The organism is Marinobacter alexandrii (assembly GCF_005871205.1).
Lineage (GTDB): Bacteria > Pseudomonadota > Gammaproteobacteria > Pseudomonadales > Oleiphilaceae > Marinobacter > Marinobacter alexandrii.
This window is the reverse complement of sequence record NZ_SWKM01000013.1, coordinates 106642-130057: the sequence shown is the minus strand read 5'-3', so window position 1 is coordinate 130057 and position 23416 is coordinate 106642. Positions and strand designations below refer to the sequence as shown.

Annotated in this window: 19 protein-coding genes; 14 read left to right on the top strand and 5 right to left on the bottom strand. The window is 56.4% G+C overall.

What is annotated here, in order from left to right:
- Positions 1-181: 181 nt before the first annotated feature.
- Complete coding sequence (locus FCS96_RS11565) at positions 182-955, bottom strand: enoyl-CoA hydratase (RefSeq protein ID WP_138440543.1); 774 nt, start codon at positions 953-955, stop codon at positions 182-184.
- Positions 956-1206: 251 nt separating this feature from the next.
- Between FCS96_RS11565 and FCS96_RS11560 the strand changes: the two genes are divergently transcribed.
- Positions 1207-2721 (top strand): fumarate hydratase, encoded by a 1515-nt coding sequence (locus FCS96_RS11560; RefSeq protein WP_138440542.1) that lies wholly within the window; start codon positions 1207-1209, stop codon positions 2719-2721.
- Between the two features lie 96 nt (positions 2722-2817).
- Here FCS96_RS11560 and FCS96_RS11555 read toward each other — a convergent pair whose 3' ends face one another.
- A complete protein-coding gene (locus tag FCS96_RS11555) occupies positions 2818-4272 on the bottom strand; it encodes a protein adenylyltransferase SelO (RefSeq protein WP_138440541.1) in 1455 nt (484 codons plus the stop codon).
- Positions 4273-4348: 76 nt separating this feature from the next.
- On the opposite strand from FCS96_RS11555, the gene FCS96_RS11550 reads away from it, so the two are divergent.
- Genes FCS96_RS11550 through FCS96_RS11525 form a run of 6 tightly spaced genes read left to right on the top strand, consistent with a single transcriptional unit; the run spans position 4349 to position 11220 of the window.
- Positions 4349-5284: a hypothetical protein gene (locus tag FCS96_RS11550; protein WP_138440540.1), complete on the top strand. Its 936-nt coding sequence runs from the start codon at positions 4349-4351 to the stop codon at positions 5282-5284.
- A 15-nt stretch (positions 5285-5299) separates the two neighbouring features.
- The gene (locus FCS96_RS11545; RefSeq protein ID WP_138440539.1) at positions 5300-6103 is read left to right on the top strand and encodes an HAD-IIB family hydrolase; all 804 of its coding nucleotides are present in this window, start codon (positions 5300-5302) and stop codon (positions 6101-6103) included.
- Between the two features lie 32 nt (positions 6104-6135).
- On the top strand, positions 6136-7359 hold the full coding sequence (locus tag FCS96_RS11540) for a glycosyltransferase family protein (protein WP_138440538.1): 1224 nt from the start codon (positions 6136-6138) through the stop codon (positions 7357-7359).
- On the top strand, positions 7356-9086 hold the full coding sequence (locus FCS96_RS11535) for a sugar phosphorylase (protein ID WP_138440537.1): 1731 nt from the start codon (positions 7356-7358) through the stop codon (positions 9084-9086). Before FCS96_RS11540 ends, FCS96_RS11535 begins: the two co-directional genes overlap by 4 nt.
- 14 nt (positions 9087-9100) lie before the next feature.
- Positions 9101-10222 (top strand): tRNA-queuosine alpha-mannosyltransferase domain-containing protein, encoded by a 1122-nt coding sequence (locus tag FCS96_RS11530; protein WP_138440536.1) that lies wholly within the window; start codon positions 9101-9103, stop codon positions 10220-10222.
- 32 nt (positions 10223-10254) lie between these two features.
- Complete coding sequence (locus tag FCS96_RS11525) at positions 10255-11220, top strand: NAD(P)H-quinone oxidoreductase (protein ID WP_407658108.1); 966 nt, start codon at positions 10255-10257, stop codon at positions 11218-11220.
- Positions 11221-11251: 31 nt separating this feature from the next.
- Here the strand turns inward: FCS96_RS11525 and FCS96_RS11520 are convergent, their stop codons facing one another.
- Complete coding sequence (locus FCS96_RS11520; protein WP_138440534.1) at positions 11252-12277, bottom strand: NADP-dependent oxidoreductase; 1026 nt, start codon at positions 12275-12277, stop codon at positions 11252-11254.
- A gap of 174 nt (positions 12278-12451) precedes the next feature.
- On the opposite strand from FCS96_RS11520, the gene FCS96_RS11515 reads away from it, so the two are divergent.
- The 3 genes from FCS96_RS11515 to FCS96_RS11505 are packed head-to-tail and all read left to right on the top strand — an operon-like array spanning position 12452 to position 19004.
- Positions 12452-14572 carry a type VI secretion system Vgr family protein gene (locus FCS96_RS11515; RefSeq protein WP_138440533.1) on the top strand — a complete coding sequence of 707 codons (2121 nt, stop codon included), beginning with the start codon at positions 12452-12454 and terminating at the stop codon, positions 14570-14572.
- Entirely contained in the window at positions 14569-17934 is a 3366-nt protein-coding gene (locus FCS96_RS11510) for a toxin VasX (protein ID WP_138440532.1), read from the top strand. The genes FCS96_RS11515 and FCS96_RS11510 overlap by 4 nt, the downstream gene beginning before the upstream one ends.
- Positions 17931-19004 (top strand): hypothetical protein, encoded by a 1074-nt coding sequence (locus FCS96_RS11505; protein ID WP_138440531.1) that lies wholly within the window; start codon positions 17931-17933, stop codon positions 19002-19004. The genes FCS96_RS11510 and FCS96_RS11505 overlap by 4 nt, the downstream gene beginning before the upstream one ends.
- A gap of 59 nt (positions 19005-19063) precedes the next feature.
- Here the strand turns inward: FCS96_RS11505 and FCS96_RS11500 are convergent, their stop codons facing one another.
- The gene (locus FCS96_RS11500; protein ID WP_138440530.1) at positions 19064-19972 is read right to left on the bottom strand and encodes a DUF1853 family protein; all 909 of its coding nucleotides are present in this window, start codon (positions 19970-19972) and stop codon (positions 19064-19066) included.
- Between the two features lie 80 nt (positions 19973-20052).
- On the opposite strand from FCS96_RS11500, the gene gloA reads away from it, so the two are divergent.
- The 3 genes from gloA (at position 20053) to FCS96_RS11485 (ending at position 22322) form a co-directional block, all read left to right on the top strand.
- The gene (gloA, locus tag FCS96_RS11495) at positions 20053-20493 is read left to right on the top strand and encodes a lactoylglutathione lyase (RefSeq protein WP_138440529.1); all 441 of its coding nucleotides are present in this window, start codon (positions 20053-20055) and stop codon (positions 20491-20493) included.
- A 79-nt stretch (positions 20494-20572) separates the two neighbouring features.
- Positions 20573-21976, top strand: coding sequence for a hypothetical protein (locus FCS96_RS11490; RefSeq protein ID WP_138440528.1), 1404 nt, complete (start codon positions 20573-20575; stop codon positions 21974-21976).
- A complete protein-coding gene (locus FCS96_RS11485) occupies positions 21948-22322 on the top strand; it encodes a hypothetical protein (protein WP_138440527.1) in 375 nt (124 codons plus the stop codon). The genes FCS96_RS11490 and FCS96_RS11485 overlap by 29 nt, the downstream gene beginning before the upstream one ends.
- Before the next feature lie 41 nt (positions 22323-22363).
- On the opposite strand, the gene FCS96_RS20310 is transcribed toward FCS96_RS11485, so the two are convergent.
- The gene (locus FCS96_RS20310) at positions 22364-22921 is read right to left on the bottom strand and encodes a cold-shock protein (RefSeq protein ID WP_138440526.1); all 558 of its coding nucleotides are present in this window, start codon (positions 22919-22921) and stop codon (positions 22364-22366) included.
- 275 nt (positions 22922-23196) lie between these two features.
- Here FCS96_RS20310 and FCS96_RS11475 point away from each other — a divergent pair, with 275 nt between their 5' ends.
- Positions 23197-23415 (top strand): SlyX family protein, encoded by a 219-nt coding sequence (locus FCS96_RS11475; RefSeq protein ID WP_138440525.1) that lies wholly within the window; start codon positions 23197-23199, stop codon positions 23413-23415.
- Position 23416 lies beyond the last annotated feature (1 nt).

The following is a 23416-nucleotide window of genomic DNA, read 5'->3' as shown; positions in this document are numbered from 1 at the left end:
TGTAGCCAGCGCATCAAGCCAATTTCTGTAGCTTTGACTATAGCGACAGTATGGCAAGTGTTGATCAGCCGAAAGTGTGATTCTTTCGCTTTGAATACCCCACGCACGAATGGAGATTGGCCAATTTGCAAAATAGTTGGCACTGAGTGGTTTGTCGAGCAATGAGGTGCTGGCCAGCTGCCTAGTTGAACGACGAGAAATCCGGGTTCCGCTTTTCCCCAAATGCCCTGAACGCTTCTGCCGCTTCCGGCCCCTTCAGTAGACCAGCAAACCGTCCACCTTCCGCGATTAAAGTGTCCTTGAGCTGGGCCTGGGTTGGTCGGTTAAGCAGTTCCTTCGTGGCACGTATGGCCGCCGGTGCTTGCTTGGCAAGTCTCGAGCAGATCTCCCGGGCTGTGACTTCAGTTTCGGTTGGATCGCACACCCGGTTAATCAGGCCCAGGCGGGCGGCATCGTCAGCGGTAAATGCGTCGCCCAGCATCAATAACTCAGCAGCGCGCACCCGGCCCAGCCAGGACGGCAGCAAAAGGCTGGAGGCGCCCTCCGGGCACAGGCCCAGGTTGACGAATGGCATCTGAAAGCGGGTGTTGGTGCCGGCGAACACCATGTCGCAGTGCAGCAGCATGGTGGTGCCGATGCCAACCGCTGGGCCATTAACAGCGGCTACGACCGGTTTAGTGGCGCTGGCCAGCAAGACTAAAAATCGGCCGACCGGTGTATCTTCAAAGGCACCGGGCAAGCCCGCAGCGAATTCGCCGAGATCATTGCCGGCGGTGAAGCAGTCGTTGCTCCCGGTAATCAATACACAGCGGATCTCTGGGTCGTTTTCGGCCTGTTCCAGGGCGTCACCCAGCCCGGTGTACATGGCGTGGGTCAGGGCGTTCTTACGGTCTGGCCGATGAATGCGGACGGTCAGGATGCGATCGGCTTGCTCGGTCAGGATGAGGTCGGTCATTGGGCCTCCGGCGGGGATTGTTGTTGGGTACTTTTATGAGATGCCTTTATTCAGGCTTACTTTCAGACGTGGTTTTCAGAGAGTAATTATTATTTCGTTAGCATGATAGCTTTTTAGCGGCGGGCTGTTACAGCTTTTGTACACGGCTTTACCGTTGGCCAGATGCTGCGCCTGATGGATTTTCTGGTAAACTCTCCGCCTCTTTTTAGACCAAAACACAGAAACAATGACATCTAGCTGATGAGGCGCCTATGACCACGGTAATCCGCCAGGACGACCTGATTGAAAGCGTAGCGGACGCGCTGCAGTTCATTTCCTATTACCACCCGAAGGATTTCATCGATAGCGTGCACGAGGCCTACCAGAGGGAAGAGTCTCAGGCGGCCAAGGACGCCATGGCGCAGATCCTGATCAACTCTCGCATGTGCGCGGAAGGCCACCGGCCGCTGTGTCAGGACACCGGCATCGTAACGGTGTTCGTGAACATCGGCATGAATGTTCAGTGGGATTGCGAGCTGCCGCTGGATGATGTGATTAACGAGGGTGTGCGCCGCGCCTATACCCATCCGGATAATGTGCTGCGCGCCTCCATCCTGGACGACCCGGACGGCAAGCGTGCGAACACTGGCGACAACACCCCGGCCATCATTCATTACAAGATGGTGCCGGGCGATACGGTAGAAGTGCACGTGGCAGCCAAAGGCGGCGGTTCCGAAGCCAAATCCAAGTTTGCCATGCTGAATCCGTCAGATTCCGTAGTGGATTGGGTGCTGAAGATGGTGCCGCAGATGGGCGCCGGTTGGTGTCCGCCTGGCATGCTTGGTATCGGTATCGGCGGTACCGCTGAGAAGGCCATGCAAATGGCCAAAGAGTCGCTGCTCGACCCGATCGATATTCACGACCTGCAGGCCCGTGGCTCATCCAACCGGGCCGAAGAGCTGCGTCTTGAGCTGTTCGATAAGGTCAATGATCTGGGTATTGGCGCCCAGGGCCTGGGTGGCCTGACCACGGTTCTGGACGTGAAGGTGAAGGATTATCCAACCCACGCGGCCAACAAGCCGGTGGCGATCATCCCGAACTGTGCGGCTACCCGTCACGCGCACTTCACGTTGAATGGCAACGGTCCTTCGCTGCAGACCCCGCCGAGCCTGGAAGACTGGCCGGAAATCACCTGGGAAGTGGGTGAAAACGTTCGCCGGGTGAACCTGGATACGGTCACCCCGGAAGACGTGAAGGACTGGCAGCCGGGCGAAACCGTACTGCTTTCAGGCAAGATGCTGACCGGCCGTGACGCTGCCCACAAGAAGATGGTCGATATGATCGAGAAGGGGGAAGAGCTGCCGGTGGATCTGAAAGGCCGCTTCATTTATTACGTGGGCCCGGTTGATCCGGTGCGTGAGGAAGTGGTTGGTCCCGCCGGCCCGACTACCGCAACGCGGATGGACAAGTTCACTCACACCATGCTGGAGCAGACCGGTCTGACCGGAATGATCGGCAAGGCTGAGCGTGGTCAGGTTGCTATCGACGCCATTCGTGAGTTTGGCGCTGTTTATCTGATGGCCGTGGGTGGCTCCGCCTACCTGGTGTCCAAAGCCATCAAGAACGCCGAAGTGGTCGCCTTCCCGGAACTGGGTATGGAAGCCATTTACGAGTTCGAGGTTGAGGACATGCCGGTTACTGTAGCGGTGGACTCTCGCGGTTCCTCGGTGCATCAGACCGGTCCCGCCGAGTGGCAGGAGAAAATCATCGCGGCCAAGGCCGTCTGATTGGTTTTTCCGCTGTGAAACAAAAAGGGTGAAGCTCAGGCTTCACCCTTTTTTTATGACCGCTGTATTATGGCGGGTACTTGTTATCGAGAATGCTCAGGACGAGCAACTGATGTTCATGTGCTTGCCCCAGTCCGGTGGTGGCGCGGCGTATTGCTCGTGTTCGGGTTGCTCGTCGAACGGATGCTCCAGCACTTTTAATAGCTCGTGCATGGGTGCGTAATCGCCGTTCTGGGCTTCCTGGATAACCTGCTGGGCCAGGTAGTTTCGCAATACGTATTTGGGATTCACTGCACGCATGGCTGATTCCCGGGCCTCATCGGGTCGGTTCTCGGCCTTCAGTCGCTGTTCATAGCGTTGCAGCCAGTCGCTGGCGGTACTGCGGTCCACAAACAGGTCCAGTACCGGGCCGTGGCCATTCCGGCGAAGGTTAGATAGCGCCCGGAAGAACCCGGTGTAATCCACATGGTGCTCATGCAGCATGCTGAAGGTATCCATAATCAGCCCCAGGTCGGATTCATGCTCCTGCTGCCAGCCCAGCTTGTCCCGCATGTTCTGCAGGAAGCGGTCGTTGTAAGCCACTTCGTAGCGGCGCAGTCCCCGGCGAACCGCATCCTCATCCATCACCGGCAACAACGCGTTGGCCAGATAGCGGCAATTGGTGAAGCCGATCTGCGGTTGCCGGTTGTAGGCATAACGGCCGCCCTGGTCGGTGTGGTTGCAGATGTAGCCGGCGTTAAAGTCATCAAGGAAGGCGTAGGGGCCGTAATCGAAGGTGTCACCAATGATCGACATGTTGTCGCTGTTCATCACGCCGTGACAGAACCCGACCGCCTGCCAGTCCGCGATCAGCCGGGCGGTGCGCTCCACCACTTCCTCGAACCAGCGCTGGTGTCGTTCTTCCTCTGAAAGACCAATCAAATGCGGGAAGTGCAGGGCAATGACATGCTCCAGCAGGGTTTTTACGGTTTCCGGGCCCTCATGGTGCGCAGCGAATTCGAAGTGGCCGAACCTGATGTGGCTCTGGGCCACCCGGACGAGTGCGGCTGCGGTTTCGATGGATTCGCGACGCACCGGGTCCTTGGCGCTGACCATGAATAATGCCCGGGTAGTGGGTATGCCCAACCCAGCCATGGCTTCACTGCACAGGTACTCCCGCACGGTGGAACGTAGCACTGCCCGGCCATCACCAAACCGGGAGTAGGGCGTGGTGCCCGCGCCTTTCAAATGCCAGTCCCAGCGCCGGCCATCTGGTCCGACGGTCTCCCAGAGCAGCAGCCCACGGCCATCGCCCAGTTCCGGGTTGTACATGCCGAACTGGTGACCGGTGTATTTCATGGCCACTGGGTCCATGCCTTCCAGGAGTTCGGCACCGGCGCCAATCTGGGTCCATTCGTCGGCGTTTTCAGTGTGGAAGCCCATGTCGTCGGCCAATGCGTGGTTGAAACACACCATACTGGCGTCTCGAAGCGGGCTGGGCTGAACGCGAGTATAGAAACTGTCCGGGAGTTCCAGGTAGCGATGTTCAACTCGAAAATCGTTGTTGCTCATAAAATGCCTATACTCCCACTGGTACGAATACTGCTGTGCTTTTCAATCATTCAACGACTGCCGGGACTCCAACAACGTGTCTGAACCTGAGCTGAGACAAACCCTCAAAGATCTGGTCGAGCAGGAGGCACTTCCTGCCACCTACGTGAACACCGCTGAACAGACCATTCTCCCACTGGTTGAGCACCTTGTCGCGCTGCAGCGCAGTGCCAACAGGACCATTGTGGTCGGCATTCACGGCGCGCAAGGCACCGGGAAATCGACCCTGGCGCTGTTCCTGCGGGAGATTCTGGGCAAACACTATCATTGCCCAACCGCCAGTTTTTCGCTGGATGATCTCTACCTTACCAGAGCTGAGCGCTGCGAACTTGCTGAACGAATTCATCCCCTGTTCCGCACCCGGGGCGTACCTGGCACCCACGATGTCGGGTTGGGTCAGCAGGTGATCAAGCAGCTCCGAGCTGCCCAGGCGATCGACCAGACTCCGATCCCGATGTTTGACAAGTCTGTCGATGACCGGGTTCCACGTTCTGAATGGCCGGTATTCCGAGGGCCGGCGCAGGTGATTCTGTTGGAAGGCTGGTGTGTGGGCGCTCGGCCCGAGCCCGATCAGGCACTGGAGCAGCCGATGAACCTTCTGGAGGCCGAAGAGGACGCGGATGCCCTATGGCGCAGAACGGTGAACAACTGCCTGAAGGGCAGTTACCGCCGGTTCTTTGATGACTTGGATACGCTGGTGATGCTGAAAGCCCCGTCCATGGACAGTGTCCGGGAATGGCGAACTCTGCAGGAGCACAAGCTGGCGGAAAAGATCAAAAATGCACCAAAAGTGGGCGAAGGTTCCGATGCTGCCCAATCCTTGCGCATTATGACCGATGCCGAGGTGGCGCGGTTCATCATGCACTATGAGCGCGTTACCCGGGCATGCCTGAACGAGATGCCCGACAGGGCGAATGTGTTGATTGAGGTGGCTGAGGATCATTCCCTTGGGTTGCCGCGGTTCCGAACCTAGTAACGGAGTATTCCCATGACCAAGCCGAAGTTACTGATCATCTCTGACCTGGATGGCACCCTGTTGAACCATGAGAACTACCGCTGGGACGATGCTGCGCCCGCGCTTAAGCGGCTTGATCAGTCAGGCATTCCGTTAATTCTCAACTCCAGCAAAACGGCCCCGGAAATCCGAAAGGTGCGGCAGGAGCTGGGCAACGGGGCGCCTTTCATCGTCGAAAACGGTGCAGCGGTGGTGATTCCGGCTGACACTTTTGGCAATGGTGAGGAACAGGTGGTTAATTTTGGGGCACCCCGGGCGGATGTACTCAAGGTGCTGACGGCGCAACGCCAGGCCGGCGCCCGGTTCAGAGGCTTCGAGGATATGTCGGCCACGGAATTGGCGGCGCTGACCGGGCTTGATGTGGCATCGGCTGAAATGGCCAAGGACCGGCTTGGTACCGAGCCATTGCTGTGGGAGGGCTCAGAAGACGAACTGGCCGGATTTCAGACTGCACTGATGGCCGAGAACCTGCGCCTGGTGCAGGGTGGGCGGTTTTTTCATGCCATGGGGGTATTCGATAAAGCCGATGGGGCCCACTTTTTGCTGGGTAAATACCGGGAGCACTATGGCGAGCAGCCGGTAATTGCTATTGCCCTTGGAGACAGCCCGAACGATCAGCAGATGCTGGAGTCGGCGGATATCCCGGTTGTCATTCGCGGAGTTCACAGTGACGACGTGCAGTTGCCATCGGCCAAGCATGCCATGCGCTCCCTCAAGCCCGGCCCTGAGGGTTGGAACGAGTGCGTGCTCAACCTCCTGTTTGAGTACGGCTACTAACAAGAATACCGGTTCCAGAGAGGAGAGCCGCCATGGGCGACTTTTACCAGAATGGCATTGTCACCACCCTGCACAACCTTGTTCGTCGGCCCGTGGAGGATCTTGAGGCGGAACTGATGGAGTTCCGCAAGGCCCGGCCCATGTCGTTGGTATTACCTTCACTTTATTCCGAGCTAGAAGGGCCCGCACTGAAGAACATCGTGCACGAGCTCACCAAAGTTCCGTATCTGGACCAGATCGTCATTGGTCTCGATCGTGCTAATGAGCAGCAGTATCGCCATGCGATGGAGTACTTTTCGGATTTGCCCCAGAATTTCAAGGTATTGTGGAACGATGGACCACGGCTGCGGGATGTTGACGTGAAACTGCGCGAGCAGAATCTGGCGCCCACTGAAATGGGCAAGGGACGCAATGTCTGGTACTGCTTTGGCTATGTGTTGGCGTCCGGAGTGAGCAAGTCTGTGGCGCTGCATGACTGCGACATACTGACCTATTCGCGGGACCTGGTGGCTCGATTGATTTACCCCGTCGCCAACCCGGGCTTCAACTACATGTTCTGCAAAGGCTATTACGCTCGTGTGGCCGATGGGAAGATGAATGGCCGAGTCAGCCGGTTGTTGGTCACACCACTGATTCGCGCGTTGAAGAAAGTGTGTGGCCCCAGTGATTTCCTGGACTACCTCGACAGCTATCGTTACCCGTTGGCGGGTGAGTTCTCCTTCCGTACCGACGTCATCAATGATCTGCGCATTCCGAGCGACTGGGGCCTTGAGGTAGGTGTACTGTCCGAGATGAAACGCAACTATGCCACCAACCGTCTGTGCCAGGTCGACATTGCCGATGTCTACGATCACAAGCATCAGGAATTGTCACCGGAAGACGCCAGCCGTGGTCTGTCCAAGATGAGCATGGACATTTCCAAAGCGCTGTTCCGAAAACTGGCCACCAACGGCGAGATTTTTTCATCTGAGAAGTTTCGGACCATCAAAGCCTCTTACTTCCGTATCGCCCTGGATTTTGTCGAGACCTACCAGAACGATGCCATCATCAATGGCCTGACCTTTGATCGCCACAAGGAAGAAAAAGCAGTGGAGCTGTTCGCCCAGAACGTGATGCGCGCGGGCGCCTATTTTCTCGATAACCCCATGGACACACCCTTTATTCCCAGTTGGAACCGGGTGACCAGTGCAATTCCTGACATCAAGGAACAGCTGCTGGAAGCCGTGGAACTTGATAACCAGGAATTCCGCCCATGACCCAGGTGCTGAGAACGAAGCTGGTTTCCCTGCTGACCACCGTTTACCCGGATCTGGAGTGCGATGGGCTGGCTGACAAGCTGCTGGAAACCATGGGGCTGGAGCCTGAGCAGCCACCACCACCGGCACACCAGAACAACTGGGATGAGTCCGACGTGGTTCTGATTACTTACGCCGACTCGGTACAGCAGCCCGATCAGAAGCCGCTGGTCACCTTGCATCAGTTTTTGAAGGATTGCCTGGAAGACAGCATTTCTACGGTGCACATCCTGCCGTTCTTCCCGTTCAGTTCGGATGATGGCTTTTCGGTGATGGACTACCTGGCGGTTAATGAATCCCATGGCACCTGGGAGCATGTCGAAGCCATTGCCGCTGACTTCAAACTGATGGCGGACCTGGTGATCAATCACATGTCGGCCCGGAGCCGATGGTTTGAAAATTTCCGCAAGCGAGTGGATCCGGGTAAGGACTATTTCTTTGAAGGCAATCCCCGGGACGATCTGAGTGCTGTGGTCCGGCCCCGTACCTCGCCGCTGTTGAACCCAGTGCAGACCGAGGACGGTGAACGTTACGTCTGGTGCACGTTCAGTGAAGACCAGGTCGACCTGAACTTCGCCAACCCCCAGGTCCTGATCGAGTTTGCCGGCATCATCCGGCAGTACCTGGAGCGGGGGGTAATAGTGTTTCGGCTGGATGCCGTAGCGTTCCTCTGGAAAGAGTCCGGTACCTCCTGCATTCACCTCCAGCAGACCCACGAACTGATCAAAATCCTGCGGCTGCTGATTGAGCACCATAGCCCCACAGCGGTGGTGATCACCGAAACCAACGTGCCCAATCGGGAAAATCTGACTTACTTCGGTAACGCCAACGAAGCCCACGTTATTTACAACTTCTCGTTGCCGCCGTTGCTGATCAATACGCTGGTGACCGGCAATTGCCGGCACCTGAAAACCTGGCTGATGAGCATGCCGCCGGCGCAGATGGGAACTTCCTACTTTAACTTCATTGCATCCCACGACGGCATTGGCATGCGTCCCACCGACGGTTTGTTGACCGAGGAAGAGAAACAGCGCCTGATCAATACCATGGACTCTTTTGGCGGCAAAGTGTCGTACCGGCGCACACCGGATGGTCGGGACCAGCCCTATGAAATCAATATTGCCCTATACGATGCCCTGAAGGGCACTGCGGAATCCGGTGCCGATCACTGGCAGCATCAACGCTTTGTCTGTGCCCACACGATAATGCTCGCCTTGGAAGGAATTCCGGCGTTTTACATTCACAGCCTGTTGGCCACGGGAAACGATCTGGAGCGAGTGGCCAACACTGGCCGACTCAGGTCGATCAACCGAAGTCAGTGGCAGTTGGATAAGCTGGAACAGACGTTGGAGGACCCGCTGACCCATCACAGCAAGGCTTTCCACGAGCTGAAGCGGCTGATCGCTATCCGCCGCAAACAGGCGGCCTTTCACCCTAACGCCACTCAGTTCACCCTGCACCTTGGTTTGCAGTTGTTTGGTTTCTGGCGCCAGAGCATGCGACGGGACCAGTCCATCTTTTGCATCCATAACATCAGTGACGAGATCCAGCAGGTTGCTCTTAGCGACATTAACCTGATTGGCACCGATGAGTGGGTGGACCTGATTTCGGGCATGACCATCGACGATCAGTCCGGAAGCATTACCCTACAACCCTATCAGAGCGTCTGGTTGTCGAATCGGGAGTAGGGCAGAATGCCTGCATGCCCGACACGATCCCAGCCCACAAACCCCGCATATTGCTGCTCTCCGCCTACGATGCCGACAGCCACCGGCGCTGGCGGGAGCAATTGGTCGCCAGTCAGTCATCCTTTGAATGGCAGACACTGACTCTTCCCCCGCGGTTTTTCCGCTGGCGGATACGGGGCAACGCACTCACCTGGTTAAACGAGCCCTTGCTGCAACAGCGGTGGGATCTGCTGTTGGTCACCTCTATGGTCGATCTCGTCTCTATCCGCGGACTGCATCCGCACCTGGCCTCGACTCCTGCCGTGTTGTACATGCATGAAAACCAGTTCGCCTATCCGGAGTCGCAAGGGCAGCATGCCAGCGTCGACCCACAGATGGTAAACCTCTACAGCGCCCTCGCTGCCGATGTTGTCCTTTTTAACAGTGACTGGAACCGCCGCAGTTTTCTGGAGGGCGTGGCTGGGCTCTATCGCAAACTGCCTGATGGTGTGCCTTTGGAGACGCTCGATCAGTTGGCGGACAAAGCCCAGGTAGTGCCGGTTCCCATTGAGGATCGTTTGTACGTTGACCGCACGGAACCCCTGAACCGAACCTGTCCACACCTGCTTTGGAATCACCGATGGGAATACGATAAGGGGCCTGACCGCTTACTCTTGCTGTTGGATGAGCTGGAAAGCCAGGGTCAGGATTTTAGCTTGAGCGTGGTAGGCCAAACCTTTCGGCAGCAGCCGGAGGCGTTCGATGCCATTCGTCAGTGTCATGGCCATCGCCTGGTGCATTGGGGCTTCCTGCCACAGCGCTCGGATTACGATCAGCTTCTTAGTCAGGCGGATGTGGTGATCTCCTCGGCACTGCATGATTTCCAGGGGCTATCGATGCTTGAGGCCATGGCATCCGGCTGCCTGGCCCTGGCGCCGGACCGGTTGGCGTACCCGGAATATGTGCCATCCTCGCAGCTTTATCCCAGCGTTCCTGACAATGCCAAAGCCGAAGCGCGAGGCGCCGCCCACCAGCTGGTGACATTAATGAGCGAATCTGTCGACTGCCGGAAACCGCTCGAATGGGGCTTGGGGAAGCTTGCCGCCATCTATGAAAATATTCTCATTACAACGCTGGAAAAACATCGGGTATGCTGAGCTAATGTTCCAAAACCGAGACCTCAGACATGATGAAAGCGATCAAGGTAATCGGAGACAAGCTCAGCTGGGAGGACTGTGACGACTACACAGAAGTGCCGGCCGACCATGTCGAAATCGATGTTGTCTGGACTGCAATCAATCGCGCTGATCTGATGCAACGAGCGGGCGTTTACCCACCGCCGCCGGGGGCGTCTGACATCCTGGGGCTGGAAGTCAGTGGCCGTATTGCGGCGCTGGGCGAGTCAGTCAGCGGCCTGGAAGTGGGCCAGGAGGTCTGCGCCTTGCTGACGGGCGGCGGTTATGCCACCAAGGTGGTTGTGCCCGCAGTACAGGTATTGCCGGTGCCCAAGGGGTATTCACTGGACCAGGCTGCGGCCATTCCGGAAGTGTTCGCCACCGCCTGGCTCAACCTCTATCAGGAAGCGGGACTGCAGCCGGGCGAGCGGTTACTGCTTCATGCCGGGGCCAGCGGCCTGGGTACGGCGGTTATCCAATTGGCAACAGCGTTTGGCAACCCGGTGTTTGCAACCGCAGGCGACGCGGCAAAGCTGGAAACCTGTCAGCAGCTGGGCGCGACCGGTGTCTGGAACCGCAACGACGGTTCATTTGTGGATGCGGTCAAGAGCTGGGGTTGCGTTGATATGGTGCTGGACCCGGTCGGGGGCAGTTACATCAGCGAGGACCAGAAAGTTCTGAACGTGGATGGTCGGATCGTACTGATTGGATTGATGGGTGGGCGCACGGCCGAGGTGGATCTTGGCCTCATGCTGGTGAAGCGTCATCGCCTGATCGGCTCCACGTTGCGGTCGCGGACCGTGGTCGATAAAGGCAAGGTGATGCAGGCGCTGCACCGGCACGTATGGCCGTTGTTGAGCGCTGGACAGATCCGCCCTCAGATTGACAGCGAGTGGCCGATCACCAAGGTTGAAGAGGCGATGACCTACGTTGCAGAGAATCAGAACACCGGGAAGGTTTTGCTGAAAGTTTCAGACTGACCTTCCCGGTGTTCAGCGTGCTAACAGCCGATCAGTCGGCGATGTGCACCAGCTGCTTGCCGAAGTTCTTGCCGTTGAGCATGCCCTTGAAGGCGTCAACGGCATTCTCCAGGCCCTCAGCAACGGTTTCCCGGTACTTCAGTTCGCCATTGGCGATGCGTGAAGCCAGGATGTCCGTAATTTCCTGATGCTTGTCCTGCCATTCGGTGACGAGGAAAAAGCGATGCTCGGGCACGGGATCCAGAGCCTTGAGGACATGAAACGGAGTTTCCACTGAGGCCATGTCGGTGGCGTTGTACGCTGACACGTAACCGCAGATGGGCACCCGGGCACCGGTGTTCAGCAGGGGCGCGACCGCACGGGTAACCGCTCCACCGACGTTTTCAAAATAGACGTCGATGCCATCGGGGCAGGCGGCTTTAAGATCAGCCTCAAGATTGCCCGCCTTGTAATCGACACAGGCATCAAACCCAAGCTCGTTAACCACGAAATCGCATTTCTCCGGACCGCCGGCGACGCCGACAACGCGGCAGCCTTCGCTTTTCGCGGTCTGGCCGACCACCGTGCCAACCGGGCCGGAGGCAGCAGAGACCACTACAGTATCACCTGCCTTGGGCAGACCAACGTACATCAGGCCGCAAAAACCGGTACGGCCTGGCATGCCGGCCACGCCCAGATACGTTTGCACGGGCACATTGTCCTTCTGGTGAATCTTGTAAACCATGGGAGCATCGGCGGGGAAGGTTACGTATTCCTGCCAACCTGAATAACAGGTCACCAGATCACCCACCTTCAGTTTGTCCGACCGGGATTCCACAATGCGGGCAACGCTTTCGCCCACGATGGGCTCGTCGATACCAATGGGATCCATATACCCTTTGGAGTCGTTCATGCGCGGGCGCATGTAGGGATCCAGCGAAAGCCACAGAATCTGTGCAACGACTTCGCCGTCACCCGGCGCCCTGACGGAGCGCTCTTCCATGACCAGATCGCCTTGCTGAATTTCCCCTTGCGGGCGCTGTTTGAGTACGACAGCACGATTATTATATTCGCTCACATTGCTCTCCGGTTGCGTAATGAAACCAGATTAGGGTGCAGCAGAATGAGCCTGTGGTCAACTTCTCATCCTGAAGAGGTAACCGGTGTGTTTTGATTACATTCCTCCAGACCGCCGGTATACTTACGTTCACGCTCAGGATGAGCAGGACTTTTTTCTTCAAGGACGGAAGACATGCCTCAGGCAAGCGGACTGCAGTTCACCGCCCGTGTTGGTGAGCTCCCACCCGACGTATTTTCTGTGGTTGGCTTTGCGCTGACCGAAGCCCTTTCCGAGTTGTTTCATGGCCGCTTGCAGCTGGCCAGTATTGATCCCGCTATTGGTGCTGCGAATGTCTTGGAACAGCCTGTCGAACTGATGGTCTGGCAGGATGGTGAGCCGTTGCGTCGTTTTTCCGGTGTGGTCAGTGAATTTGTTCGCGGCGACTCCGGCCACCGGCGAACCCGCTATGAGCTCGTCATTCAGCCGCCGTTGTGGCGGTTGGGATTGATGCACAACAGCCGGATTTTCCAGAGACAGCAACCTGATGCCATTGTGTGTACCTTGCTGGAAGAGCGGGGCATTGTGGATTCGGTGCTTGAGCTCAAGCGCGAGTCGGCGGAGCGGGAATACTGCGTTCAGCATCGGGAGAGCGATCTGGCGTTTCTGGAGCGATTGGCGGCAGAGGAGGGCTGGCATTACCGCTATCAGCATGGCGCGGTAGATGGCAGTGCATCGGCCGGGCTGATCGTGGCCGATCATCACGGCGACGCGCCGGTTCTGGCTCCGGTCGGATATAACGCCTCTGCGGGTGGCAGTCACCGGCAGATGTCGGTGTTCCGGTTTCGCTACCAGGAGCGGGTCCGAGCCACTTCCGTGGCGCTCAAAGACTACACCTTCAAGAATCCTGCCTATGCCCTGATGCACGAGCAGGGCACCAGCGCTTTTAACCACCGCGACGACTACCAGCACTTCGAATATCCGGGCCGATTCAAGGCCGATGCCAGTGGCCGTCCCTTCACCCAGGCTAAACTGGACGCACTAAGGAATGACGCCAGTACCGCTCAGGGCGAAAGCAATCGCCCGGACTTTGCGCCGGGTGCCAAGGTTGAACTCACCGATCATGACCAACCGAACCTGAACCGGGACTGGCTACTCACTGCCGTGACCCATCAGGGCAAGCAGCCGCAGGCGTTAGAGGAAGAGGGCGGATCGGAACCGACCACTTATCACAACCGTTTCAGCGCTATCCCAGCGAACCTCACCTGGCGCCCGCAGTGTGTTCATCGTCCCATCATGGACGGCCCCCAGATCGCCATCGTCACCGGCCCCGAAGGTGAAGAAATTCACTGCGACGAACACGGCCGGGTGAAAGTGCGCTTCCCGTGGGATCGTTACAGCCAGAATGACGAACACAGCAGCGCCTGGCTCCGTGTCAGCCAGGGCTGGACCGGCGGGCAGTATGGCTTTATGGCCTTGCCCCGCATCGGCCATGAAGTGATTGTGTCCTTTCTGGATGGCGATCCGGACCAGCCCATCATCACCGGGCGCACCTACCACGCCATCAACAAACCACCGTATTCACTGCCAGAGCACAAAACCCGCACCACCCTGAAAACCCAGACCCACAAGGGCGAGGGCAGTAACGAATTACGATTCGAGGACGAAGCGGACAAGGAACAGGTCTATGTCCACGCCCAGAAGGACTTGGACCTGCTCACCGAGCACAACCGCACCGAGGTCATCAGAAACGACAGCCACCTGACCGTGAAGAATCACAGTTTCAGCCACGTTAAAGGAAACGAACATGTCGGCGTCGACGGCGAAAAGCGGGAGTCCTACGGTGCAGATTTCAGTCACGACATCGGTGGCACCTGGCACAGCTCTGTAGGTGAAGTCTCCGCAAGTGAGGCTGGGCGCGAGGTTCATCACAAGGCTGGCTCCAAAGTCGTGCTGGACGCCGGTGCGGAGCTCACTATTTCCGGTGGCGGTAGTTTCATAAAGCTGGATGCCAGCGGTGTGACCTTGAGCGGTCCAGGCATCAAAATTAATTCTGGCGGCTCACCGGGTAAGGGCTCCGGTGTTGATCTGCCGAGTGCGGAGCTGCCGGCAGGCCTGAGCAATGATAGCAGTGCCGCCGTTCCTCCTGAAATGCTTGCGGAACTCGGCCAGAGACGCAACGCCGAAGCGGAATCTGTTCCTCCTCGCGCATTCGAGAAACCCCGGAGAGAGCTGATCGTCGACGTCATTGGAGGCACGTCGACCGGTGAGAATGTGGTTGTCATTAACTCTGTAGCCGGAGAGTCGGAGCAATGACCAATACCCTGAGTTTTATGGATGAAACCCTGGAAAATTCGGTGCGGCGCCGTGCCGAATACGATGACAGCAATCCTGGTGAACTGGTTCTGTCGGTTCCGAAACGCGCCGGCGGGCACATCAATCTCACGCTTTTAGAGCATGCCCAATCGAATGTCGAGCAGGACGAACACCAGGAAAACACGCTGCTTCGGATCAAACCGCTGGCAGAACTTGCCGGTAATCTGCCGGTGAAATCCGGTGGCCTGACCTTCCATACCGGACGCGCTGTCGCGTTACTTCGCCCTGGTTATCTGTACGTGTTCCGAGGGGATGTGCTCTGGCGTGAGCTGGAAATTGACACTCATGGGCTAATGAGTGATATCGACCTCCAGAGTATTCGTCTGGCAGAAGCCGGGGCAGGGAAGGAGGCGAGTGCGATCAGGGCCAGCGAAGGTAAATGGCTTTCAAACATCCTCGTTCCCGTTCTTCTGCAAGGCCGGGCTGTCATCAACGAAATCCGCGTTGCCTACAGCGAAGTCCAGTGGGACTGGCGTTACATTACTCGTCTTGAGCAGGACACTACAGCGAGGCTCACCCGAACCAGTGGCATCGAGCATGCCTGGCCAGCCGCCACGGTCGAAGACCTTGTCTTTAAAAAGGGCTATCCGGCGTCGAACATTGCGAACGTGAATGCTCTACGGGCCCGGGATCTCGGTATGGAACTGATGCTGGAAAACCCGGCTGTCTACCGACCTGACTTCGAAACTCCGGATGACACCGAACTGTGTATGCGCCTGAATCGTCGCCTTGAGCAGATTGCTTCTGACGATGGCTACGATTCAGTGGGCATGGACTTCAACGGGGACGCAGACGAAGACCGCCTGCAAGAGCTTCGCAGTCAAAAGGGGGTTGTCGGTGTTTCAATCCCCGACCCGCTTTTCCAGTTGCGTCACTCTTTGGCCCAGCTGCACCTCGCACTCCATTACCTTGATGCCGTGGATGCCTCGATCAAGCAGAAGCCTATGGCCCACTCCGCCATGCTGATCCGACAGGCTGTGTTTGATCCATTGACCCTGGATGGCAAAACCGATCTGCAGAAATACGCGGATGCCATCGACAAAGAGAAGCTTGACGCGGTGCTCGACACCAAAGAAAAGGACCACGCGGTTGCTGTCATTAACCGGCACGTGGAGCGGCTCCAGGAGATGATGAAGAGCTCGGTTCTGGCGGCGGTGCTGGATGATTACCGAGAATGCGGGGACCTGGCAATCTGCGAGGGATACCTGCTGATTGCGGATAAGTTGAACCTTTTCCAGCAGATACCGGGGGTTCTCAGGGCAAACGGCTTTGCCAGAGAGGATGATCTCTTCAAGAGCCTCAAGCGGTGGCTCTTTGACAGCGACTTTCTGACGGGCTGGGCACCCCAATCTGCAGATACCGCGGACGACGAATTGTCCGAAGAGTCCAAGTCGGCACATGATCTGCTCCTGCAGCTGACGGAGGATCGTAGCGAGATCACGGAGGAGATGCTGGGCCGATTAAATCTCCAGTCTCTTGCTTATCTGGAAAAACAGCTCCACGACCGCGAGGCTGGCGATGGTGGAATCGTCAAAAATATTTCGGACGCAGGCAAAGTGGGTAGCCTGGTCGCACGCGCCTTGGAGGAATGGAGCACAGCGGTACTGAAGGTAGGCGAGCGGCTCATGGAAGAGGGCGTGGTGAGTCAGGTTGAGATACAAAGGGTGATGCAGTCTGCAGCCTCAAACTTCACCCTGGCTGACCCAGCACTTGCTGGCATCACCATCGTCAATCGTGGCGGTGTTGAGGCTTCGGGCACGATCCTCGGCGTGCGAGGCGAAGGGCTCAACCGTGGCTTGACCGAGTTCGATCGAACCGAAGGCATCCTGACCCGAAAGAACGATTATCTCTATGCTGACTTGATCGATAACTCTGGCGAAATGATGGGGTCAACCAGCCCCTCCCGGGCTGCCGATGAACTGGAAACGGCAATTCAGAAAGTGGCTGGGCCCGCACTCGTATTCTACGCACCGACGGGACATAGCGAGGCCAAGAAACTCAGCCTGATTAAGGTGGATCTCTCTAAAAACGTAAGCGGTATCGTAGATGGGCCGGCCGTCTCGCGCGGGCTGGTTGTCTTGGCCGCTTTTAACGTTTTCGTTGAACTTAAAGCCTTTAATGAAGGTGCTGATCGTGGAAGTGGGCGATGGCCATTGTTGGTGTCTAGATTTGTTAGCGCCGCAGTTGATTTAACGGCGGCATCCCTCAAACTCACTCAAGTTCTGGGTGAAATAGGTGGGGCACAGAACTCCAGCTCAAGAAGTTACCGGATTGCCACAAGACCTCTTTTCGACGTCAAAAATTGGTTTTTCATTGGCAATCGCCTGCAAAAACTTGGCGCCTCAACGCTGGTTCGTACTGTTGGCTTGGCAAGCTTTATCGCTGGTGCTGCGACGGCCGTTTTGAGTTGCATTGAGATGGGGCTTAGTTTTTATAGCAAGGACTTCGATGCGGCAATTGGGCATGCAGTTGCGCTTGCAGGCGGTCTAATTTATTTGGCGCATCCCCTGATGGCAACGCTACTAGCGGTTCCGGGGTGGGGATGGGCGGTAATCGGGATGGGAATGGTTATAGGGGGGAGTTTGTATGCGAGTAACGTCACCGACGACCCTTTTGAAAACCTACTCAAACGCGGGCCTCTAGGCCTCTATCCGAATCCTGATCCTGGTAACGCCGAAGATAGTGCATATTTTGGCCAACTAATAACGTTACTGTCTCCAATCTCTATCAACGTGCAAACCTATCGAAATATCGCTCCGGATCTTGAGTTCTCCCAGGCAACGAACTTGGCGGCGCCAGAAGACTACGTGGTTACAGTCCGGATGCCACTTGTAAGCAGGTTGTTGGTGTCTCCGACGCAGGTACCGGGAATACCCAAAAATTCGTTTAGCCTGGCTGTCCAGGAAATTGCTTATGCTTCCACATCTATCGATACGTATGGAGCGGCGGGAACAGTGAAAAGCCATTACATGCAAGCATCAACACCGTTGAAAAAAGTAGTTGCTCGCCAATCATTGCCTGGTGAAGGAGGGGTTCGGTTTTTGGTTAAAAAGGAACTTCAGAATGGATACAGGAGCAGTTGGGGCTACGACGAGTCCATCTGGACCACAGTTAGGGTGGGAGTTCAAGCGGTTGTCAGTACTGAGCAAGGGCCGTTGGTGCTGCCATCCCCAGTAAATGATCAGTTCGAGCTATTCGATTTGTCGCGTCATGGAAATCCTCCTGCCAAGGAACGTAATTCGTCTGATCCACTTTCTCAGCCAGACTCGCCCTATTGGTTTTTTACTGAGGTAGAAGTATGAGAGAAATGGAAAACATCCGGCCAATTGCAGAAACGGCGTACTCGGCCTGCAATATTGAAGTGCTGCCAGAATGCCGGGGCAAGCGCTCTCGGGTTGGTGATGAATTGCAGCCTATCGGGACGTATGCGGGAGTGAATCCTTATTTCCTCATGGAGAAAGATGTCGAAGCAGTACAGAGTCAGGATAAGAGCGATCCAGAATTTAAAGACAGGGATTGGTGGTGGAACCATGAGAGGATCGGATTCCTCAATGGGAAAATTGGCTTCAGGTTTTTGGTATTGATCGTTCCACTCACCTGGGTGCTCACCCTCTGGCTCGGTGGGCCAGCACTCATGATTTGGGGTATAAGCGAATTTGATTTCGTGCAACGTGTGCCGGCTATATTGTTGACGGCCCTAGTCTTCTTTTTCACTTTCGGATGGATAGGCTTTGCTATTTGGGCGACACCCTGCACGACCAATTGGCTTATGAGCACCGGCATGGCTTTCTTACTGAAGCCATTCGAAAAAAGTCTAGAAAAAAGGTTAGACAGAACATTGGAGGACGGATATAGCGAATTCAACCGCATTACCGGTCAGGTCCGCTTTGCGATGGGACGAAAACGTTTTTTCGAAGCACCTTTTGTAGAGTTTGATGCCTATGTGGAGCGTGTGATTCAACACGGAGGAATCTTTTACCGCCTGATGTTTGTCCATCGCTACACCCAGAAGACTTTTAATCAGACCTGGCTTAGCGGCATTGAGCCGACGAAGGGAGAAGTTCTCGCCCTCTGGGACATGCTTCAACGCTATATGGATGTCACCGAGCCGCTTCCAGACATGCCCCGTCTGGAGCCTTTCCGCCACCTGGATCCCGTTACCCGAGATCACGATTTAAAGACGAATCGGAATCCTCGGTATTGGCGTGATCTCGACTTGGAGGCCTGGAAGGCGGGAGAAGGTGTTGAGATGTTGGCAAACCAGAGTCATTTTCCCTGGGCAAAGCGTCAGTGCAAATTGACACCTCACCTTGGAAAGGTGTCCATGGCCGAGTATCGGGAACTGCGCCCGGAGGGCGCTTGGCCTATCTGATAGATTGAAAGGGGTTTATTCCCCGTGTTCGGTTCGAACCACTTCGATACGGATATCGACTACTTAGGCTGAGTCGGCCACGACGAAGGTACAACAAAGATTCTTCTTCGTTCCTTCCAGTGGTCGGAAGCGCTATCTCGAGTAAGTTCTGAGAACAGGCGCGGAATGCGATCGACTTGGATGTCAGTGATCGCTTGCCTGGCATCGGTGCCCGGTGGTGTTGCAGGCTGCCACCAGGGGCCAACCCAGTGTGGCTTGTTCAGTTGGACCCAGGTTGAGGTATCCGTTTCTTCCAGTGTGTCGGCATAGGTCCAACAGCCGCGAAGATGGTTTTGGGGTGTCGTTGCGGGTGCTTCCAGGGCAATGGCTAACGGGTAGAACAGGTAGCCGGGCATGAATATTCGGGCGGTTATTGGGCCGCTTATTCCGTGTCTGGAAAGCAATTGCAGTGTTTCCGGCTGCTGGGTACGGGTGCTCTGATGATTGATCAGCCGGTCGCTTTTGATATCCAGGCGATCCCGGGCATTGGGGCCGTACCAGAGCGCTTCGCTGCCGCCATTGGGGACGCCCAGATAGTACTTGATGGCAATCTCATGGTGTTCAATTCGATCATCTGTGGTGTTGTGAACGATAAAATCCAGCTCGCCCAAGGTGTGTCCGTTGGACTGGATCTGGGCATTCTTCAGCAGGATCTTCCAGCCGAGTAGGTCGGAGAGCATCACTTCGTAGAGTCGCTCGAAGTAAAAGCCAAGCCTGCGTTGGGGAACTTCTCTAAGCAGGGCTGGTGCGGTCTCGGGATTCTGGTCCCATTGTTTCAGGGTTTCCAGATAATCCCGGGGCAGGTAATCGCTGGGCTGAAAGGTTGCCGGCGAATGCAAAAGCTGAGGCGCAGAACACAGCCACCCCAGGTGGCGAACCGCAGGATGCCGAAATTCAAGTAGGCTATTGTTGGGGGTACGTACAGTCATCCGTCCAGAATACCGTAAACTGGTTGTCAGGTAAGGGCGAACCCACGCCCGACATCAGTTAGCCGTAATCAGGAGCCGATATGCAATACCTGCACACCATGATCCGTGTCAGCAACCTCGACGAGACTTTGCACTTTTTCTGTGACCTTCTGGGCATGAAAGAAATCAGTCGGAAGAGCAGCGAAAAAGGCCGTTTTACCCTGGTGTTCCTGGCAACTCCAGAGGATGAGGCGCGCGCCCGGGAAGAGAAAGCGCCAATGATTGAACTGACCTATAACTGGGATCCGGAAGAGTATTCCGGCGGCCGGAACTTTGGCCATCTGGCGTATCGGGTGGACGACATCTATGCGCTGTGTGAGCACCTGCAGGCGAATGGCGTCACCATCAACCGTCCTCCCAGGGATGGTCATATGGCTTTCGTGCGCACCCCCGACGGCATTTCCATTGAGCTCCTGCAAAAAGGTGAGTCGCTTGCGCCAAAAGAGCCCTGGGCCAGCATGGAAAACACTGGTAGCTGGTAGGCTGCCGGATTCGGGGCGCTTATATGCAGTAGCCCCAGCTTTTGCATCAGGATGATGCGGTTTCAACATGGAGCGTGTGATGGATGATTGGCAAGGCTGCCTGGCGCCTGAATGTCAGGCGGCGCTGGTAAAAGCGCGAGACAGCGTAATTGAGCGCGGTGGTGTCGTTATCACTGTGGAAGATTTCCTGCTCGCGCTTCTTGATACCTGCCCCGATATCCCCCGGTTTCTGCGCAGTTGCGGGATTGATCTTGATGAGCTGGTGCGAACCGTACAGTGTGAGCAACCGATCGTCACTGAGGTTGGTGCAGAGGGCGCGTTGTCGTCTCAGCTGGTTGACTGGTTTGCGTGCTCCCGAGAGCTCAGCGACGCACACTGGCTCGAATGGAATCTGCTTCTCAGCGTGCTCACGACGGGGATGGAGCGTTTGCGGGATAAGGCTTATGTTGCGGTGCTTGAGTTGGTCCCCAATTGGCCATGTGAAAGCATAGACACTGTCCCGGCAGGAATCGAATCCAATACCGGTGCGCCCCTGGTGGTCACCAATGCGCAGTGGGTGGCGCTGGCGGAGGATGTTGCCATCACGGTGTCCGCGTCATCATCTTCGTTGCTGTGGATTCGAGCAGAACCTGGAGCTGGTAAATCCAGTTGGCTACCGATCATGCTGGCGGCGGTAAACCGGGATTATCTGGAGCTGGACCTGCGTCGTGAGGCCGAGGTAATGGCAAGCGACCTGCCGGTTCTTGCCCCGTCAGATCAGACCTCAACGCGTGAGTGGCCGCTGCTGGTGCTTGACAACACATCGCCATCGGATTTGATGCTACTGATGGATCGGCCGGGAAGTCTGGCGTCTGAGCTGGCGACGAACTGGCGAGGACCAATCCTGCTACTGGGGCCCGAGCGCGCTGAGGAAGATCATTGTTCCTTAGAGCGTCGTCTGGGGCGATCTCTCCAGATTGTCGATTTGCCGGAGTCCGATACTGATCAGCGCGAGGCGATATTAACCGCGCATCAGCCTGATATCGAAAAGCGTTGGAAGATTGAACTTTCCAGCCCCGTCCTTCGGTTTGCGGCCCATTGCCCAGACAAGCGTGTAACCACGCCCGGTGCCATGCTGGAGTGGGTGGAACGGGCCGCCGCCAGGCTGGATCTGTTTGCCCGCTGTGGCCCAATAGGCAGAGTGGCTTTGGCCGGAGCCGCAGATACACTGCACCGGCAGAATCTGGTGGCGCTGGCACGTGCGGAGACGCCGGCCCCAATCGCTGATGCGCTGGACGACATCGATCGCCGGCAAGCTGCATTGGAGAAAAACTGGTGTGAGCGAAAAGCAGCAGGTACATTGAGACGCTTGTCGGTGGCTGATCTTCAGCTTGAACTGGAACGTTGGCTTGCAGCGGGCACCGGCCCGGTTCACTATGTGCTCCATTGTAACCAACAGGATGGAGATTCAGCCGGTGCAGGATCTGGAAATATACATTCGTGACCTTGCGGAGGGCACTGTTTCACAGTGGCTGGCAGGTCATCTCGACAGTCTGGAGTTGGATGACAGTCAGGTGACGTCAGTGATCAAGGGACACGCCCTGTGTGCTGGTAAGCGGTTGAGGATATCGTTGTATCCGGGTGCGTTTGGAAAGCGTTTCACCTGTCTGGTGATGGAAGGAGAGAATTTGCCCTGGCATACCGATCTGGAGTGCGCGAGGAGCGCGTGGCGTTCCATGGATACGGAGATCCGATGCAGTCCGGGTGAGTGGAAGGAAGGAGAGCCGGTCACCGATGAAAAATGGTGGCGGTTGGACCATCGGGGTGAAAACCTCGTCGTCTGGAACTAAAAAAGGCAGCCCGAGGGCTGCCTTTTTCGTGAACACCGGTGTCAGTCGCTCAGGATAGACACGTTGTCCGCCTGCAAGCCTTTATCCGCTTCCACAACATTGAAGCGAACCAGTTGGCCCTGGCGCAGAACCCGGCGGCCGCGGCCACGAATGGCGCGGAAGTGAACGAATACTTCGTCACCACTGTCGCGAACGATGAAGCCGAAGCCTTTCTTTACGTTAAACCACTTAACAGTGCCTTCTTCGTCACCCTCAGGGGTGCCGTCGTCGTAGTCGCCATCATCGTCATCATTGTAGGGCTGGCCCTGTGAGCGTGCGACTGAACCAGATGAGCTGCGTGTTGTGCTCTTCTGCTTGGCCGACAGGGAAACTGCCAGGAAGCCGGCTACGGTGAAGATCACCAGTGCAATGATATAGGCGGCAATTCCCTGGGCACTGCCAAGGACAAACGTGGTGCTGTTGGCCAGTTCGCTAGTCTCGGTTTGCGAAAGAATCTGAAACAGTTCCGGGGTAAATGACACCAGCAGGAAACCGAGGATAAAGGGAGCTGGAATGGCGATCAGAAGAGCAACAAGGATCGCTTTGGCTGGATTACGCATTGACTAAGATTTCTCCATTCTTGTAACACTAACGATAAAAAACCGGATATCGGGTAAAATCGCACACCCGGTCGATGAAAACCGCCGGTCGGCCTGTTGGTAAAGGCGCCTGCGGGCAAAAGCGGCATGATAGCAGATTATCCGGTTAGCTGACCAAGGCAATAGGATTGCCAGGCCCGCAACGTGTCACAGTTATCAGCAACGAGCCGAAGTTATCAAAGCTACCGATAGTCACATTCTCAAACGATCCGTGCACGGGAGTTGCAACAGCGAACATGAGCGAGAAAGACCTGGAAACACGACTCGACGAACTGGAAACGCGGATGGCGTTTCAGGATGACATCATCAATACGCTGAGTGAGCAGGTGGCTAAGCAGGAATTGGAGCTTCGCGAGTTGTGGCAAGCCAAGCAACTGTTACATCGGCAATTGAAGGAAGTGTCCCCCTCGAACATCAAGAGTGAAGAGGAGGAAACACCGCCCCCTCACTACTGAG